Source organism: Ralstonia mannitolilytica (genome assembly GCF_000954135.1).
In the GTDB taxonomy this organism is placed as follows: domain Bacteria; phylum Pseudomonadota; class Gammaproteobacteria; order Burkholderiales; family Burkholderiaceae; genus Ralstonia; species Ralstonia mannitolilytica.
In genome coordinates, this window is record NZ_CP010799.1 from 1,221,275 (window position 1) to 1,238,800 (window position 17,526).

14 protein-coding genes are annotated in these 17,526 nt (G+C 60.7%); 3 read left to right on the forward strand and 11 right to left on the reverse strand.

Going from position 1 to position 17,526, the window contains the following annotated elements:
- Window positions 1-2: 2 nt before the first annotated feature.
- Window positions 3-1,298, forward strand: a complete 1,296-nt coding sequence (locus TK49_RS05865) for an ISL3 family transposase (RefSeq protein ID WP_045785873.1) — start codon at window positions 3-5, stop codon at window positions 1,296-1,298.
- Window positions 1,299-1,380: 82 nt separating this feature from the next.
- A complete protein-coding gene (locus TK49_RS24530; protein WP_048628008.1) occupies window positions 1,381-1,710 on the forward strand; it encodes a hypothetical protein in 330 nt (109 codons plus the stop codon).
- A gap of 699 nt (window positions 1,711-2,409) precedes the next feature.
- On the opposite strand, the gene mobV is transcribed toward TK49_RS24530, so the two are convergent.
- The 11 genes from mobV to TK49_RS05925 form a co-directional block, all read right to left on the reverse strand.
- Window positions 2,410-3,378 carry a MobV family relaxase gene (gene mobV, locus TK49_RS05875; protein ID WP_082076288.1) on the reverse strand — a complete coding sequence of 323 codons (969 nt, stop codon included), beginning with the start codon at window positions 3,376-3,378 and terminating at the stop codon, window positions 2,410-2,412.
- Between the two features lie 332 nt (window positions 3,379-3,710).
- The gene (locus TK49_RS05880) at window positions 3,711-5,081 is read right to left on the reverse strand and encodes a site-specific integrase (protein WP_045785876.1); all 1,371 of its coding nucleotides are present in this window, start codon (window positions 5,079-5,081) and stop codon (window positions 3,711-3,713) included.
- 281 nt (window positions 5,082-5,362) lie between these two features.
- On the reverse strand, window positions 5,363-6,451 hold the full coding sequence (locus TK49_RS05885) for a hypothetical protein (protein WP_045785877.1): 1,089 nt from the start codon (window positions 6,449-6,451) through the stop codon (window positions 5,363-5,365).
- Window positions 6,452-6,477: 26 nt separating this feature from the next.
- Complete coding sequence (locus TK49_RS05890; RefSeq protein ID WP_045785873.1) at window positions 6,478-7,773, reverse strand: ISL3 family transposase; 1,296 nt, start codon at window positions 7,771-7,773, stop codon at window positions 6,478-6,480.
- A complete protein-coding gene (locus TK49_RS05895) occupies window positions 7,758-8,534 on the reverse strand; it encodes a hypothetical protein (RefSeq protein ID WP_052698592.1) in 777 nt (258 codons plus the stop codon). The genes TK49_RS05890 and TK49_RS05895 overlap by 16 nt, the downstream gene beginning before the upstream one ends.
- Window positions 8,535-9,929, reverse strand: coding sequence for a class I SAM-dependent methyltransferase (locus TK49_RS05900; protein WP_045785878.1), 1,395 nt, complete (start codon window positions 9,927-9,929; stop codon window positions 8,535-8,537).
- 594 nt (window positions 9,930-10,523) lie between these two features.
- Entirely contained in the window at window positions 10,524-11,561 is a 1,038-nt protein-coding gene (locus TK49_RS05905; RefSeq protein ID WP_045785879.1) for a response regulator, read from the reverse strand.
- Between the two features lie 156 nt (window positions 11,562-11,717).
- Window positions 11,718-13,175: an NAD(P)(+) transhydrogenase (Re/Si-specific) subunit beta gene (locus TK49_RS05910; protein WP_045785880.1), complete on the reverse strand. Its 1,458-nt coding sequence runs from the start codon at window positions 13,173-13,175 to the stop codon at window positions 11,718-11,720.
- A complete protein-coding gene (locus TK49_RS05915) occupies window positions 13,172-13,501 on the reverse strand; it encodes an NAD(P) transhydrogenase subunit alpha part 2 (protein WP_045785881.1) in 330 nt (109 codons plus the stop codon). Before TK49_RS05915 ends, TK49_RS05910 begins: the two co-directional genes overlap by 4 nt.
- Window positions 13,502-13,577: 76 nt before the next feature.
- Window positions 13,578-13,940 (reverse strand): aspartate 1-decarboxylase, encoded by a 363-nt coding sequence (panD, locus tag TK49_RS05920; protein WP_045785882.1) that lies wholly within the window; start codon window positions 13,938-13,940, stop codon window positions 13,578-13,580.
- Window positions 13,941-14,024: 84 nt separating this feature from the next.
- Window positions 14,025-15,164, reverse strand: a complete 1,140-nt coding sequence (locus TK49_RS05925) for a Re/Si-specific NAD(P)(+) transhydrogenase subunit alpha (protein ID WP_045785883.1) — start codon at window positions 15,162-15,164, stop codon at window positions 14,025-14,027.
- A 311-nt stretch (window positions 15,165-15,475) separates the two neighbouring features.
- Here TK49_RS05925 and TK49_RS05930 point away from each other — a divergent pair, with 311 nt between their 5' ends.
- Complete coding sequence (locus TK49_RS05930) at window positions 15,476-17,524, forward strand: TonB-dependent siderophore receptor (RefSeq protein ID WP_045785884.1); 2,049 nt, start codon at window positions 15,476-15,478, stop codon at window positions 17,522-17,524.
- The last annotated feature ends 2 nt before the right edge of the window (window positions 17,525-17,526 follow it).

Consider the following 17,526-nt stretch of genomic DNA (forward strand, 5'->3'; position numbering starts at 1 on the left):
CCATGGGCATTGCCGTAGAAGCTCTGTTCACCAGCGCGCTGGGCTTGCAGCCGCCGTGGGTCGTCGATGACGTCAGGCTCGACACGGCCAAGCGGCGTATCGACTTCGAGATCGGCTGCCACACCAGCAGGCTCGCCTGCCCGGCATGCGGTGCGGCCACGCAACCGGTGCACGACCGGCTGCGCCGATCCTGGCGGCACCTGGACTTCTTCCAGTTCGAGGCCTGGCTGCACTGCGACGTGCCGCGCGTGGCCTGCGGTGCCTGCGGCAAGACCACGCAGGTGGCCGTGCCCTGGGCGCGTCCGGGCTCGGGCTTCACCGCGGCGTTCGAAGCGCTGGCGCTGACCTTGTGCCTGGACCTGCCGGTGCGCCAGGCCGCCGAGTTGCTGCGCTGCAAGGACAAGCGGCTGTGGCGGCGCATCGAGTTCTACGTCGAGCAGGCGCGTGCGCTGGAAGACTTCTCCGGCGTGCGCACGGTGGGCATCGACGAGACCAGCCTGCGGCGCGGGCAGCACTACATCACCGTCGTGCACGACCTGGATCGCAAGCGGCTGCTGTTCGCCACCGAGGGGCGCGAGCACCGCACGGTGGTGGAGTTCGCCGAGGATCTGAAGGCCCATGGCGGCGATCCCGCCCAGGTGCGGCACGTGTGCATGGACATGAGCGCGGCCTACGCCAAGGGCGTGGCGCTGGCGCTGCCCGAGGCGCAGATCAGCTACGACCGCTTTCACGTCGTCTCGATGGCCATCGATGCGATGGACCAGGTGCGCCGCGCGGAGATGGCCACCGACGCGCAGGCGGTGCGAGCCGCGCTGGGCGCTGGCGGCCGCAAGACGCTCAGGCAGCTGCTGTGGGGCATGCGGCGCAACCCCAGCACCTGGAGCGCCCGCCAGCTCCAGGCGATGCACTGGCTGCAGCGCTCGACGCTCAAGAGCGCGCGGGCGTGGCGGCTGAAGATGGCGCTGCGCGAGGTGTACGCACGGGCCACAGCGCACAACAGCATCGAACAGGCCGCATCCGACCTCAGGGCCTGGCTGAGCTGGGCGCGGCGCTGTCGGCTCGAGCCGTTCAAGAAGCTGGCCGCCACGCTCAAGGAGCGGTTCGACGCGGTGGTGCGCGGCATGGTCGATCACCGCAGCAACGCCTTCGTCGAGGCGATGAACGGGCTGCTGCAGCAGGCCAAGCGCGCCGCGCGCGGCTTCAGGACGAGCCAGAACTTCATCGCCATCGCCTACCTGCGCATGTCCAAGCTCAAGCACCTGCCGGCCAGCCCATTCGCGCCGGCGATGCCCCAGTGACAGTGTTGCTTTCCACACGAAACGACATGGAGCCCACAAAAGGGCATGTTCTGGGTGGTGGGATAATGTAAGCGGGGTATTTATGGAAATCTCAAAAGAAGATAAAAAGAGAATTAAGGCGCTTGCCTCCGAGGGTAAGACCATTTCTGATATTTGGGGACAATTCAAAAAAACTTACCCTGACGCGGAGTACGTAGATATTTATTGGATTGTTTATGGTTCAGGTGGTCAAAGTGCTTTGGGTGTTAAAAGAACAATCACAAACAGAATCAACGAACTTGTTACCCTGAAGGACAAAAATAGATTCAATGAGGTGGTGGACGAATTGCAGGAGCTCGTCAATCACCTCTACAAAGAGCATAAGAAAAACAGAGACAAGTTGGCAAAAATTCGGGAAGCTCTTGGAGAGTGAGATAATCAAAAAGCCAGTCGTGTGACTGGCTTTTTGTTTTGATTTCCAAGATTTGACTATTTCTAAAAATTTCTTAAATTGGAAATAACACCTTGCCGAGTGTATGAGGTCAATATAATCATCCGATTTAAAAAGTCAAGATTAAATTGCTCCATACTGGAAGGTGTGGGGCAATTTTTTTATCTGTCGACTACCGTTCACTGTTCGGGAAGTTGCCCAGCAACGCAGAAGGCTCGTCAAAATAAAAACTGACTGCGTATCTCCAACCAAAATTCCATAGGAGATAGACGATTGCGAACCATTGGAATTTATTCCAAGAGGGGTGCTAGAAGAGACGTTAGCAGAGCACAAACGAGAGGCGTAATCTCAGACCGTGCTAACGGGGACATTTAAGGTCCTGAACTGAGAAAGCGGAGCGCTTAAATCGACTCCCTCCGGGTATGTAGCAAAGTACTAAGCTCGGCATTGCCACCCACCACAGATTTAATTTTCTGGGGCAAGGGTGAGGCTTTGCCGGGCTTAGTAGTCTGAAAGACTAATAACCCGGTAAAGACTCAAAGACACATCAGTCTTTCGAAGAAAGACTATATAAAATACAGTACAAATTCAGCACAGAATACGATATAGAAAACCATCCATAGAGATCTGTACCCGCAGGGAAATAAAAGAATGGATAGAAATAAAACGGACGGCGAGCGATTAAATCGCGTTTTTTCGAGGTTTTTTGTATAGAATGCTGTCCTGCTCAGGGCCTGCCCTGTTTGGTTCAATTTCAGAGGTGGATTTATCCAAATTGGACCTAAACTCACCGAGGACCTTGGAAATTTCCTGCACTTCGTTTGGTGTTGGGTTGGGTGAACCTGTTAAAGCCTCCAACTGCATAGCCTGATAATCCAACTGGTCCAATAATTTGGCATTCTGCTTTGTGGTTTTATCCACCTCCAAAAATTCCTTGAGCCCAATAACTTTTTTTGCTTTGGCTGAAACCCTCGCAAAAATCGGCTTTAAAGTCGCCTGCAACTTAGCAGGATTGAGCCTGCCCCATAGCTTTACCTTTCCAACTTCCTCATAGAGTTCCCATAGGCTTTTGTGATACTCGGCATAAGCGGTTTTTGCTTTCTCCGCTTTGGCATAAAATTCCTTGATTGTGGTGTGGTGGGCTCGCTTGGTGGGATCTCCACGCTCAAAACCCAATGCCTCCACAGCCTTGTGGTACTTATCCTGATAGGCCGTCATTTTGGCTTTGCCGTCAAACCAGTACCCAGCACCTAACTTCTTGGTTTTTGGGTTCACAGGCTTAAAAATCACGTGAATATGAGGGGTTGTTTCGTCTTTGTGTAGCACCGCCAAGGCTATGTTGTTAGCACCCCATTCTTTGCGGGCAAAATCCATTGTAGATTTAACCCACTCATCTAATTGCCTTTTGTCTTTGAATTCAGAGGCCCCAAAAAAGACATCCACAAAACGGCAGGCATTCTTTTTTGTGCCCTTTGGCACCTCACAGAGGAAGCCCATAATGTCATCTTTTTTCTCTAAAGTGACATTTTTTGACGTCTTGGAGGGGTTCGAATTGGCGACATGAACCAATCGCAAATGGTGATTTATCAGGTAGGAGGCTGATCCAACGTTTGTGTACTTTTTTATTCTTGTTATCGCGTAATTTGCCATTGTTTTTCTTCTGCTACCTATTAAGCATAGCGTGAAAAAATGGCTTGGCAAATTATAGCGATTTGAGGTGTTTATCAACGTCAGTTGTACGGGGCAAGTACACCCCGTAACTCACTACGGGGTGCAAGCACCCCCACGGCACTTCGTGCCTGGCTCGTCCTGCGGAGCTAGAACCAAAAGCATGGGGCAGGCCCCTTGCCCCCTTCCGAATGCCAATAAAAAATGCCACTCTTCGGTGGCATTCTTTCTTGACACTCGGCCTGAATTTTTCTTCGCTGTACCTATCAAATTTGATAGTTGACGCAGGGAGAATAAGTGTTACTTCCGAATTTTTAGTGCCAGATTTCAATCGGGTACTCCAATTTATCGATTGCCTCTTTGAGTACGTGGATTGGTTTTTTCTTCTGGTAGTTCACGAAGTGAGGCGAAGATAGGTCAACCCTTTCTTGTTCGTAGTGCCCAACCAATCCCATAATGATCGCAGGGTGGATATTCAAATTTGTCATCTCGTTGACGAAATTTGACCGCAATGAATGGAATGTTTTTCTGTCGTCTGTAATTTTCAGGAGGTCCAGATAGTCACCAAAACGGCGTGAGATATTCTTTCCGAATCCATTTTTCCCGCCTTCGGTAGGGAGCTTGTCTGGGAAAAATACCATATCATATCCCACCTTGTTGGTGGCTTTGGTTTCATCCAAATAGTCCAAAAATTTCGATTCCAGTATGGCTTTGTGAAATGGAATCTTGCGTACGGAATTTTTGTTCTTGGCTATATCGGCGGTGATATCGAATACCCACACTCCCTCATGCTGGTAGATATGCTGAAAGGTCATGCTCGCAAGTTCATTCTGGCGAGCACCTGTATAGAGGGCAAGGAAGGGGAGCCAGTAATAATCCGGCTTGTCCATGAACTCACGGTAGGTGGACTCATTGAAGATTGCTTGCAGATCCTCGGTGGTCAATTCCTTGTATGAGCGAACCTGCTGTTTGAGCTTGGTTTTGTTTGAGATTTTGACCTTATCAAACGGATTGTCCGCAAAGTAGAGGTTGTTACCTATTGCGTATTCAAACAACGACCGCAGGAAAGATAGGCGAGAATTGATAATACTTGCCGATTTGCCTTCGGCAAGTATGCGATTCTTGTAGCTCACTGCCTCATTGGCGGTGTACTGATTAATATCGTGGTCGCCATAGAACCCTTGGAACTCGCTGTAAATGCGCTCTTTGTCGTAGAGGGTCTTTGGAACGTTGTCGAGTTTTTTTTCAACGAGATAGAGCGACACTACCTCGCTGAATGGTTTGCTCTTGGGTGTAACCCGTTCCCCTTGGGGCATGCCAACGGCAGACCTTTCCAAAGAGGCCCGCGCCGATTGAGCCAATACGGAGTTGATAGCCTCCTGTGCGTATTGTTCTCGCAGGCCCAGCTTGTCCAAAACGGCAGATAGGGTATCCAGATCGTGAGGTTTCACGTCCTTGAAATTCACGCCACCTGTGGGGCTGACTTCAATGTCCAGCTTGCGGAGCTTGTCTGGGTCAAAATCGGGAGTGGACATTGCTAGTTCCATGTTCAACCGTAAGGCGAACAGTCTAGCAATGCGGAAATCCTTTGTCCCCAGAGAGAGGCGGGTCTTGACCTTGTTGCGAATGACTCGCAGGTAGTAGACCCCATGACGGGACTGATAGAGGCGGGGCAACTTGTGCATGTGACACACCAAGTGACCCACCGAATGGCAAAAGGGCTTTGTAACCTATTGATTACAAAGCCCTTTTGGGTATTGGTGGCGAATCAGGGATATACCTCCCCAGAACGCTCAAAGCCCCTGTTTACAAGGGTCTGCCAGTTCCGAGGGCTGGCAGGTGTCACGGTCAAAACGGGTCACCTAGCGTAACACGTTTGCCACCAAATTTAGTGTTATATGTGCCGCATACCGCCACTGTTGGTCGGGCGACGGGACATAATCGCTGGCCCAAAACGAGCAAGCCGTCACTGCAACCGAATCGCATTCATAACCTGCACCCCGAGCTGTCTAGTGTTCAAGTTGTTGCCGTTTGCATTCTGCAACGGAACGCCCAGCTGCTCGGCAAGTTTCCGGAGGACGGGCTTCACCGGCTGTACCTGCGTACCGTCCTGCTCAACCTCAATAGCGCCACTTTCGCATTGGCGTATGAGGTACTCGCCATAAACGACTTCGTCCGTTAGCGCTGTAGCTGGCGAGTAGCTGACCAGCTCCTTGTTCGGCATGAGGCGGAGGATGTTTTCTATTGCTTCGAGGGTTCGTGCGCCCCACTGATTCGAGAGAGCGTATGTATTTCCGCCTACGTGGAACAGATCGTCATCGGCGGTGAAATAGCGCAATCGTTTTGTCCCCAATACCGTTTGGAGCGCCGCCTCGTCGAGTTGACCATCTGCGGTCGCGAAGACATTTCCCCGCCACGGCACAGCTTCGGCAATTCCGGTCAGCGGTACCCTCTGCCTAATTGCCTCCGCGACGATCTCGTAGATCAGGCGGCGCTTAGGCAAGCTACTGAATGAGGCATCACCTATTGAAAGGTCGTAGCGGGTGGTGTCTCGGTCGGATACGCGTGCCGCATCCTGCTCCATCGACTTTTCACGAACGGCCACTTGATATTGCGCTGCCTCCGGTAGCGGAATTACTTGGTGGATATCCAGTAAGACGCGATCCTCGATGAGGTGCGGTCGCATCTGTACGCACCGGATATCGAGCCCTTGTTTGTTGAGCCACAGGACGGTCGTCGTTAGCTCCTGTTGAAATTCGGATGAGGCCAAAACGATTCGCACCGTTTCAGACAGTGCTACCGGTCCTTCTTCATGGTCAAGGAATTCGCGGATCGCCTGCTCTGGATCGTCGGTCGATCCTATGGAGAGTAAATATTTTCGATGCGCCTCGACTGCTTGGTCAAACCGCATAGTCGACACCATCGCTGCATACCGTAAAGCTTGTAATTCCATGTGAGCAGAGTCGTCACGTTTCAGCTCAACAACGACCAGACGAGCATTCTCGTCAAGGCATAGTAAGTCGATGCGCCTGTTCGCTCCAACCCAGGGCTCCATGTCGTTTCGTGTGGAAAGCAACACTGTCACTGGGGCATCGCCGGCGCGAATGGGCTGGCCGGCAGGTGCTTGAGCTTGGACATGCGCAGGTAGGCGATGGCGATGAAGTTCTGGCTCGTCCTGAAGCCGCGCGCGGCGCGCTTGGCCTGCTGCAGCAGCCCGTTCATCGCCTCGACGAAGGCGTTGCTGCGGTGATCGACCATGCCGCGCACCACCGCGTCGAACCGCTCCTTGAGCGTGGCGGCCAGCTTCTTGAACGGCTCGAGCCGACAGCGCCGCGCCCAGCTCAGCCAGGCCCTGAGGTCGGATGCGGCCTGTTCGATGCTGTTGTGCGCTGTGGCCCGTGCGTACACCTCGCGCAGCGCCATCTTCAGCCGCCACGCCCGCGCGCTCTTGAGCGTCGAGCGCTGCAGCCAGTGCATCGCCTGGAGCTGGCGGGCGCTCCAGGTGCTGGGGTTGCGCCGCATGCCCCACAGCAGCTGCCTGAGCGTCTTGCGGCCGCCAGCGCCCAGCGCGGCTCGCACCGCCTGCGCGTCGGTGGCCATCTCCGCGCGGCGCACCTGGTCCATCGCATCGATGGCCATCGAGACGACGTGAAAGCGGTCGTAGCTGATCTGCGCCTCGGGCAGCGCCAGCGCCACGCCCTTGGCGTAGGCCGCGCTCATGTCCATGCACACGTGCCGCACCTGGGCGGGATCGCCGCCATGGGCCTTCAGATCCTCGGCGAACTCCACCACCGTGCGGTGCTCGCGCCCCTCGGTGGCGAACAGCAGCCGCTTGCGATCCAGGTCGTGCACGACGGTGATGTAGTGCTGCCCGCGCCGCAGGCTGGTCTCGTCGATGCCCACCGTGCGCACGCCGGAGAAGTCTTCCAGCGCACGCGCCTGCTCGACGTAGAACTCGATGCGCCGCCACAGCCGCTTGTCCTTGCAGCGCAGCAACTCGGCGGCCTGGCGCACCGGCAGGTCCAGGCACAAGGTCAGCGCCAGCGCTTCGAACGCCGCGGTGAAGCCCGAGCCCGGACGCGCCCAGGGCACGGCCACCTGCGTGGTCTTGCCGCAGGCACCGCAGGCCACGCGCGGCACGTCGCAGTGCAGCCAGGCCTCGAACTGGAAGAAGTCCAGGTGCCGCCAGGATCGGCGCAGCCGGTCGTGCACCGGTTGCGTGGCCGCACCGCATGCCGGGCAGGCGAGCCTGCTGGTGTGGCAGCCGATCTCGAAGTCGATACGCCGCTTGGCCGTGTCGAGCCTGACGTCATCGACGACCCACGGCGGCTGCAAGCCCAGCGCGCTGGTGAACAGAGCTTCTACGGCAATGCCCATGGACTCATCCTCCTGATCAAACACGCCTCGTGGACATGTGCACAGGCCGGCCAGCGGCCTGCACACATGCCCACCGGGCTCGACGACCAGGAGTCATTGTGACTGTTGGGTTCCACACGAAATGACGAAGGACCGCTGCGGTTCGTGGTTTCGAGCTGGATGTTCTTGTTGGCCACTTCCTCCTTCAGCTTGAACAGCTCGAAGCGGCTGTTCTCGTTGAAGTACGTGCAGAACACGCCCAGCGTGGAGGTGAAGATCAGGAACTGCGAATTGACGAAGAACGTACTGCCCGCAATGCTGGCAGGGTCGTGAATCAGGCATGCCAGCAGATACAGCGTGTAGGTGATCACCCCGAAGCCGATGGTCTGCCGCGTGTTGAACGGCAGCACGCTGCCGGCCGCGAAGACGGCCAGGTGCAGGCCCGTCGCATAGATGGACTGCGCGCCCTGCGTGACGGAAATCATCCACGCGATCATGACCTGCGGGAAGCAGAGCCAGAGCAGCGTCAGGTAAGACAGTCGCTGCCTGCCCCACCGCGTGGGCAGAATCAGATAGACGACGAAGATCAGCAGCGACGTGAAGGCGCGCGCCAGGAAGAACCGCTTGAGCTCGCCCGGATACGTGTTGTAGTCCAGGCCGCTTCCCATCAGTACCAGGACGATACCCACCAGCGCCGTCGTCCGGCTGAACGACAGGCGGAAGCCTTCCCGCTCCGAGCGGTTGAAGGCGTGCTTCAGGGAATCTCGTACGCTTTCGGCCATCTAGCTCACCGTCGCCTCGCAGAACACGTTGACGCCGGTCGCATCAACGTACGTCCGGATATCCCGGCAGGCCTCATCCGGGAAGGTGGACGCGAGCTGTTCTTCGTTCCGATAGATCAGGTACCACTCGAGCAGGTGCTCCATCGTGAAGAGCCGTTCCGGGTTGCTCGAATGCACGTTGGTCGCCAGCATGCGGCCGCCGGGGCGCGTGCGTGTGGTGAAGTAGGTCAGCAGGCGGTTGCACACCTTGTCGGAGATGTAGTCGAACAACCCCGCGCAATAGACGGCATCGCAGTCGCGCACTTCCTCTGCCTTGCGCGCCGGGCGCTTGATCAGCTCATGCACCGACTGGTGAACGAACTGCGCGGACAGCGTGGTGCCCCCTTGCCTTGCGGCTTCGGTCAAGCGGTCCTTGGCATAGTCCAGGGTCTCCTGGCTGAAGTCGATGAGCTCGAATTCGAGCAGGTGCGGTTCTTCGAATTCGCGCAGGAAGCGCTGGATTTCCACCGCGGGGCCGCAGCCGAGGTTCATGACACGATAGGGGCGCCCCTCGGCCTTGGCGCGGATGGCGAGCTGCTTCAGGAAATCGACGAGGATGTCGATGCGGTTGCGGTGTGCCTGGGCGACTTGCGCCTTCAGGAACGTCACGTTGACGATCTGGAAATAGGTGCTCGGCCCCTCCTGCGGGTCGCCCAGGATCTGGTTCACCATCTCGTAGTCGCCGGCATAGCCGAGCGGTTTCGTGAACGTCCGGTGCACGAACGGCGAGCGTAGCAGCAGCGGATGCAGGGCCGTCTGCGCAAAGGCGCGGTGGGAGGGCGCGAGGCTGGCCTCGACTTCCGCGGCCTCGGCTTCGAGAATGTCGAGGTAGTGCTTGACGCGCAGCATCACCGGCTCGGCGAGCTCCATGAAGACGTCGGGGCGCAGCTTGCCGTCTTCGCGCGGCAGGGATTTCGACAAATCGACCTGCTCCACCCACCGCGAGACTTCGGCCAGGAAGGCCCGCATCTCGTTGATGACGATCTGGTATTCGCGCCGGATGCGGAAGCGTTCCTGCCATTCCCGCACGAACGTTCGCGCTTCTTCGCCCACTGACGCAGGCGTATCGGCCACCTCCGACAGTTCGCGCCACTCGTCGATCAGCGTGAGCGAGACAACCGCGGTCAGGCCCGTGTTGACGAGGCTGATCACGACGGCCTTGCCCAGGTAGACCTGGCGCGTGCCGATCTTGATCGCAAGATCGGACAAGACCTCGCTCACCTGCACGATCGAGTACGGGTTGTAGATCTCCATCACCAGCGCACGCCGCTGCAGCGTGATGATGGTGCCGCGGACCTGCTGACCCTGGGAGTTGCGGAAGCTGACCGCCGGATCGATTTGGTTGGGTGAGTACACGGTGCGAATTTGCCGGAGACTTCAGGGGAAAACGTCTGCGCCAGGCGGGACGCTCACTCCAACAAACGCGCATCCGGGGCCGAACGGCAGTCCCGGAAACGGCAACCCTCGGCGCCAGAACGCCGGGCATGCCGCCGCATCGGTCGTGAAAGCGCGCCGAGGCCGTCCGCTGGCCCCAGCCCGCTTCGAGAAAGATCAGGGAACAAGCGCGGATGCGAACGCCTTACCGCCGTGGCACTCTGCTGCTCGCCGGTCAACAGCGTGGCAGCGGGAATCGTGCAACCGTGAACAGACTGGAACGATGCACTTCCTGACATCCGCAACGCGCGCTGGTTGAACGCGCGGTCCGCTGCTGCATCCCAAATCGTCTCTCAAGAGAATCCCGCACAGTAAACCTTCCGGGGCGCCGTACCGGATTGCAGGCCGGCGCCCTCGCTCGCCATGATGCCGCAGCATTGCCACGCATGCATCAGGGTGATTCAGCCGGGCCACGCTCTGACGTCGCGGCTGCCGATGATGCGATCGATTGTACTTGCCCGATGTGGGCCACACAATGTAAAGACCGGCGCCGCTGCGCCGGTTGCCGCCACTGTCTCAGCGCGATTTGCGGCCGGTCAGTGCGTCGGGGTTCTGCTTGTAGTTGGCCAGGAACTGGGTGTAGCTGTACACCTGAGCCGGGAGCAGGTGGCTGGGCATGTCGAACAGTGCGTAGTAGTACGGTTCGCGCCCCTGGCATACCTCGGCGGGCAGGCAGTATTGCTCCCAATCCACACAGGCCGGCGTGTACATGCCATCGCCGGGCCAGAAGAAGGGGACGAGCTTCTTGTCGTGCAGCCCCTTGATGAGGGCTTCGGGCGCGTTGTAGGCCTCGGCGTTTTCCAGATGCGTGAGCATGCTCGCGTTGGTTTCGATGACCATGAGCGTGGCGCGCCCATCCGCAGTGAGCAGCAGCACGCCGGCGGGATGTGGATACAGGTAAAACTCGATGAAGCGGTAGCGCGCGGACAGGTCACGCACCAGCCTGGTGACCGCCGGGTCCGACAGGAAACTGAACGAGTGGCGCGAGAGCAGGTCGCGCAGCGTGCTCGAGAGGTTGCTGAAGTAGCGCATCTGCAGCGCTTCGATCTCCGCATTCAGCCGCTCGGCCATCGCCGGGTTGTCTTTCTTGATGTAGCGGTCGATCAGGCCGTCGTTGAAGCCCTGCACGGCGATGTTCTCGTCGGCCATGCCGGTAAGCAGGATCGTCATGCACGGCAGGTCCTTCAGCTCGGCGCAGAACTCCAGCCCGTTCATGCGCGGCATGGAGTAGTCGACAACGATGACGGAAGGCTGCAGGAAGCGGTTGACCTCGTGGATCTGGCGGTAGATGCGGTCAACGTCGAGCTGGATGGTCCGGCGCTCCGTCGAGAAGGTGAGGTCATCGTGCGTCACGCGCACCGGCAGGAAGCCCGGCATGCGCAGTGAATGCCACTGGCGCAGCCACGCCAGCGCCTCTTCCGGGTCATTGAAGGCCAACAGGGCACGTGAAGGGTCCATCTGGAACCCAAGGCTTTCCACGAACGATTGGCTGTCGTCGACCACCACCGTGAGGGTGGGGTGGAAATAGACCGGCAGGGCGCTGTCCTGTTGCATACGTCGGGCGGGTTCGGAAGGAAGGGCAGCGGCAGCGCGCGGCCGGTGTGGCCCGCGCTGCCCGCTTGCACTACGTTACTGCCTGCGGCAGTCGGGGGCAAGCGCGGCGCGGAGGGGAGGCGGCGGGCCGGCGTTCGTGGCCCCCCCGGGGGGCGCCTATTCGACCGCCTTCACCATGTCTTCGACCACCTTTTTGGCGTCGCCGAACACCATCATCGTCTTGTCCATATAGAAGAGTTCGTTGTCGAGCCCCGCGTAGCCGGCGTTCATCGAGCGCTTGTTCACGATGATGGTCTTGGCCTTGTAGGCCTCCAGGATCGGCATGCCGGCAATCGGCGACTTCGGGTCGTTCTTGGCGGCGGGGTTGACCACGTCGTTGGCGCCGAGCACCAGCACCACATCGGCCTGGCCGAACTCGCCGTTGATGTCTTCCATTTCGAAGACCTGGTCGTACGGCACTTCGGCCTCGGCGAGCAGCACGTTCATGTGCCCCGGCATGCGGCCGGCGACGGGGTGGATGGCGTACTTGACCGTCACACCCTTCTCCGACAGCTTTTCGGTCAGCTCCTTCAGGGCATGCTGGGCGCGCGCCACAGCCAGCCCGTAGCCCGGAACGATGATGACCGTTTCCGCGTTTCCCAGCAGGAAGGCGGCATCGTCGGGCGAGCCGGACTTGACCGGCCGTTGCTGCCCGCCGGCCGCCGCCGCACCGGCGGAAGCCTCCGAGCCGAAGCCGCCGAGGATCACGTTGAAGAACGACCGGTTCATCGCCTTGCACATGATGTACGACAGGATGGCACCTGACGAGCCTACCAGCGAGCCCGCGATGATCAGCATCGGGTTGTTGAGCGAGAAGCCGATGCCCGCCGCCGCCCAGCCCGAATACGAATTCAGCATCGACACCACCACCGGCATATCCGCCCCGCCGATCGGGATGATGATCAGCACGCCGAGCACGAACGCGATCCCCGTCATGATGATGAACGGCAGCCAGCTCTGGCTCAGGAAGAACAGGATGCCGAAGCCCAGCATAGCCACCGCCAGCAGCAGGTTCAGCGTGTGCTGGCCCGCAAACTGCACTGGCGCGCCCTGGAACAGGCGGAACTTGTATTTGCCCGACAGCTTGCCGAACGCGATGACGGAGCCGGAGAACGTGATGGCGCCGACGAACGTGCCGATGAACAGTTCCACGCGGTTGCCCAGCGGCAATACGTTGTCGCCGGCCATCGTGATGCCAAAGGCCGACGGCTCCGCCACGGCGGCCACGGCAATGCACACCGCGGCCAGGCCGATCAGCGAATGCATGGCGGCCACCAGCTCGGGCATCTTGGTCATCTCGACCGTGCGCGCCACGTACGCGCCGATGCCGCCGCCCGCCACGAGGCCGGCAAGAATCAGGACGAAGCCGGTAGACGTGCCACTCTCGGTGCCGGCAAACATCTCCGTCTTGAGCTTGTAGATGAGCGCGACGGTCGTGACGGCGGCGATGGCCATGCCGGTCATGCCGAACGCGTTGCCGCGCCGCGCCGTGGTCGGGTGCGACAAGCCCTTGAGCGCCTGGATGAAGCACACCGACGCGACAAGATACAGCAGGGTGACGAGGTTCATGCTCATGGCTTGACCCCCTCGTCTTGCCCGGATTTGGCCTTCGGCTCCTTCTTCTTGAACATCTCAAGCATGCGCTGCGTGACGAGGAAGCCGCCGAACACATTCACCGCCGCCAGCGCCACCGCCACCACGCCCATCGTGCGCCCCAGGCCCGTCTGCGTGAGGCCCGCTGCCAGCATGGCGCCGACGATGATGATGGCCGAGATGGCGTTGGTCACGGCCATCAGCGGCGTATGCAGCGCCGGGGTGACCGTCCAGACCACGTGGTAGCCGACGTAGATCGCCAGCACGAAGATGATCAGGTTGATCACCGTGTGATTGACCAGCTCCATCTTGCTTCTCCTCTTACCCTCTTGCTTGTGCGATTCGGGGCGGTCGGCGGCACGCGAGGGGCGCCGCCGCCGGTGCTCAGATTGCCTTGATTTCCTTGATCTTGTTGCCCTCGCCCAGCAGCACGACCTTGGGCTTGTGGCTGGCGACTTCCTCTTCGTTCATCGGCGCATAGGTGCAGATGATCAGCAGGTCGCCCACGTGGGCGCGGCGTGCAGCGGCGCCGTTGAGCGAGATTTCCCCGGAGCCGCGCTTGCCCTTGATGATGTAGGTGGAGAAGCGCTCGCCGTTGTTGACGTTGTACAGCTCGATCTTCTCGTACTCGCGCATGTCGGCGGCGTCGAGGAGATCCTCGTCGATGCCACACGAGCCTTCGTAGTCCAGATCGGCCTGGGTGACCGTCGCGCGGTGCAGCTTGGCGCGAAGCATGTTGCGTTGCATGAAGCTTTCCTTGAAACAAAAGATGAAATCGCCACTGGCGGCCAGGCCGGCGTCATGACACCAGCCGGGCCGCCGTCTCCGTTGTTATGTGGCGGCGCTCGTGGCGGCGGGCGCGCGCACTACCTGGCCGCCCTGGCTGAGCAGGCAGGCGGCCACGATGTCGTCTTCGCGGTTGATGACCAGGCCGCCATCCTTGTCGATGATCAGCTTGAGGAAATCGAGCACGTTTCGGGCGTAGAGGGCGGAGGCGTCGGCCGCCACCATCGACGCGAGGTTGGTGTAGCCCACCAGCGTGACGCCGTGCTTGACGACCACGCGGTCGGCTTCGGTCAGCGGGCAGTTGCCGCCTTGCGCGGCGGCCAGGTCGACCACCACCGAGCCCGGCTTCATCGCCTGGACGGTTGCTTCGGACAGCAGCGTCGGCGCGCGGCGGCCCGGGATCAGCGCGGTCGTGATGACGATGTCGGCCTGCTTGGCGCGCTCGTGCACGAGTTCGGCCTGGCGGCGCATCCAGTCGGGCGGCATCGGGCGGGCATAGCCGCCGACGCCCTGGGCGATCTCGCGTTCTTCGTCGGTGAGGAACGGGACGTCGAGGAATTTCGCGCCCAGCGATTCGATCTGTTCCTTCACGGCGGGGCGCACGTCGGACGCTTCGATCACGGCGCCCAGGCGCTTGGCGGTGGCAATCGCCTGCAGCCCCGCCACGCCCGCGCCGAGGATGAGCACGCGCGCGGCCTTCACCGTGCCGGCGGCCGTCATCAGCATCGGCATGAAGCGCTGGTAATGATTGGCCGCCACCATCACGGCCTTGTAGCCGGCGATGTTGGCCTGCGACGAGAGCACGTCCATGCTCTGCGCGCGCGTGGTGCGGGGCGCCGCTTCCAGCGCGAATGCGGTGACATTGGCCGCAGCCAGGCGCGCCGTGTTGTCGTCGTCGAACGGATTGAGCATGCCGACCAGCACCGCGCCCGGCTGCATCTGCGCCAGCTCCGCCGGTTCAGGCGAGCGCACCTTCAGCACGATCTGCGCACCGAGCGCTTCGGCGGCGGTGCCGATCCGGGCGCCGGCCGCCACATAGGCTTCGTCAGGCTGGGCGGCAGCGACGCCGGCGCCCGATTGCACCGTGACCTGGTGGCCTTGCGCGACGTACTTCTTCACCGTCTCCGGGGTCGCGGCAACGCGCGTCTCGTCCGCCCGCGTCTCCTGCGGGATGCCGATGTGCATCGTGTTCTCCTCGTCGTGGTGCGCGCGATGCGGAACGGCGCGCAGATCGGTTTTTTGTTGAACGATGTGGAGCTTACCCGAACTTTTTGGCAGGCGGACCGGCCCTGAAGACCTGCTCGATCATGAGCATTCGCTTAGCGGCACGCGCTGGATTGTCGCGCCGACCCCGCTCTTTGTTGCAACTCAATTGCAATTAGGATAGCGTGGCCGTTTTCGACGCGTTCAGTATTGCCATGCAGCGTAGACGATGTCTTATCCCGTTGCACGCAAGGTGGAGCCTAACCGGGGCGGTTTTGTGCAGCGCATCAAGCATGGCCGCCGCCGAGACGGTCCCAACGTTTGCGCTGGACGAATCGATCGTGCGGGGCTCCGCGGGCGACGAACGTTTGCGCGCGCGGCGGGCGAGCTCCGCTACGCTGACCGACACGCCGCTCAAGGATGTGCCGCAGTCGGTGGGCGTCGTCACGCGCGGCGCGCTCGATGACTTTGGCGCAACACGTCTGGACACGGCGCTTGACTGGGTCAGCGGGATCAGCCGGCAGAACAACCTGGGCGGCATGGCCGACAACTTCGCCATCCGCGGCTTTGCGGGCGACCTCAACACGGGCGCGGACTATCTCGTCAACGGGTTTTCAGGCAATCGCGCCAACAGCGTGCCGGTGGACGCCGTCAACGTTGCGCGCATCGATGTGCTCAAGGGGCCGTCGGCGGCGCTGTATGGGCGCAGCGACCCCGGCGGCATCGTCAACATCGTCACGCGCACGCCGCAGTTCAGACCGTCGCGCGAGGTGACGCTGGCCGTGGGCAATCCGGACCGATACCGGCTCGCGACAGAGATGACCGGCCCGCTGTCCGAGCGCGTGGCCTATCGCCTTGGCGTGGCGGCAGAGAGCAGCCAGGGCTTCCGCGATTTTTCGTCCAGCCGGCGATACGTCGTCGCCCCGTCGTTCACGTGGCTGGCAACGGACGACACTGTCGTGACGTATGCGTTTGAGGCCGCGCAGCTGAAGACGCCGTTCGATCGCGGCATCGTCGCCATGAACCAGCAGCTCGGTGCGCTGCCGCCGTCGCGCTTTCTCGGTGAGCCGGGCGACGGCGATACGACCGTGCGCACGCAAAGCCATCATCTGACGGTCGAGCACCAGCTGAACCATGGCTGGAAGCTCAATGGCGGGCTGCAGTATCGAGCGTCGCAACTGTTCGGGAAGTCGTCGGATGCGGCGAGCCTGCAGGCGGACGGCCGCACCCTGTGGCGCCAGGCCCGCGAGCGCGACTATCACGCGAACGACCTCGCCGGCCGTATCGACGTGCAGGGCGATGTGCATACCGGCGCGATCCGACATACGCTGGTGGCCGGCGCCGATTTCTACAACTTCCGCTACGACCCGGTGCTGTACCGTGTCAACCCGAGCGCCGCCGCGCCGTATGCCATCGATATTTTCGACCCCGTCTACGGCCAGCCGCGCCCGAGCATGCGGCCGAGCATCAGCACGCGCGAGTTCCAGCGCGGTTTCGGCGCGTTCGTGCAGGACCAGATTGCCCTGTCCGCGCAATGGAACCTGCTGGCCGGCGTGCGCATGGACCGCTTCCTGCAGCACGCCGACAATCGCCTGACAGGCACGCGTGTCGCGCAGCAGCAGACGGCCTACAGCCCGCGCATCGGCATCGTGTATCAGCCCCTGCCCACGCTGTCGCTGTACGCCAATACGTCGCGTTCGTTCCGGCCCAACACGGGCGTGGGCGCGCAGGGCAACGCGTTCGCGCCCGAGCGTGGGCGCGGCTACGAAGTGGGCGCCAAGTTGGAAACCGCCGACGGCCGGCTCGGTGGCACGCTGGCGCTGTACTCGATCGACAAGACGAATGTGCTGACGGGCGACCCGCGCGATGCGACGTTCCAGCGCACGGCGGGTGCGGTGCGAAGCCGCGGTGTCGAGCTCGATGTGTCGGGGCAGGTGACGAAGAACGTCAAGATGCTGGCCACGTATGCCTATACCGACGCCCATGTCACCGCCGATACGGTGCTGCCGCGAGGCGCGCCGCTGTCGAACATTCCGCGTCATAGCGCCAGCGTACTCGGCCTGTATGAGTTTGGCGCGGGCGCGTTGGGCAGGGCCGGCGCGGGTGGTGGCGTGGTCTACGTAGGTGAGCGCGCCGGCAACAGCGTCAACAACGGCTTCAAGCTTCCCGCCTATACCACCGTGCGCCTGCATGGCTATGTGCAGCCGACGCGCGCACTGCGTTTTTCGCTCACGGTCGATAACCTGTTCGACAAGCGCTACTACGCCAGTTCGTACAACGAGCTGTGGGTGGCCCCAGGCGCGGAGCGGCAGATCACGCTGGCCGCGACCTACAAGTTCTGACG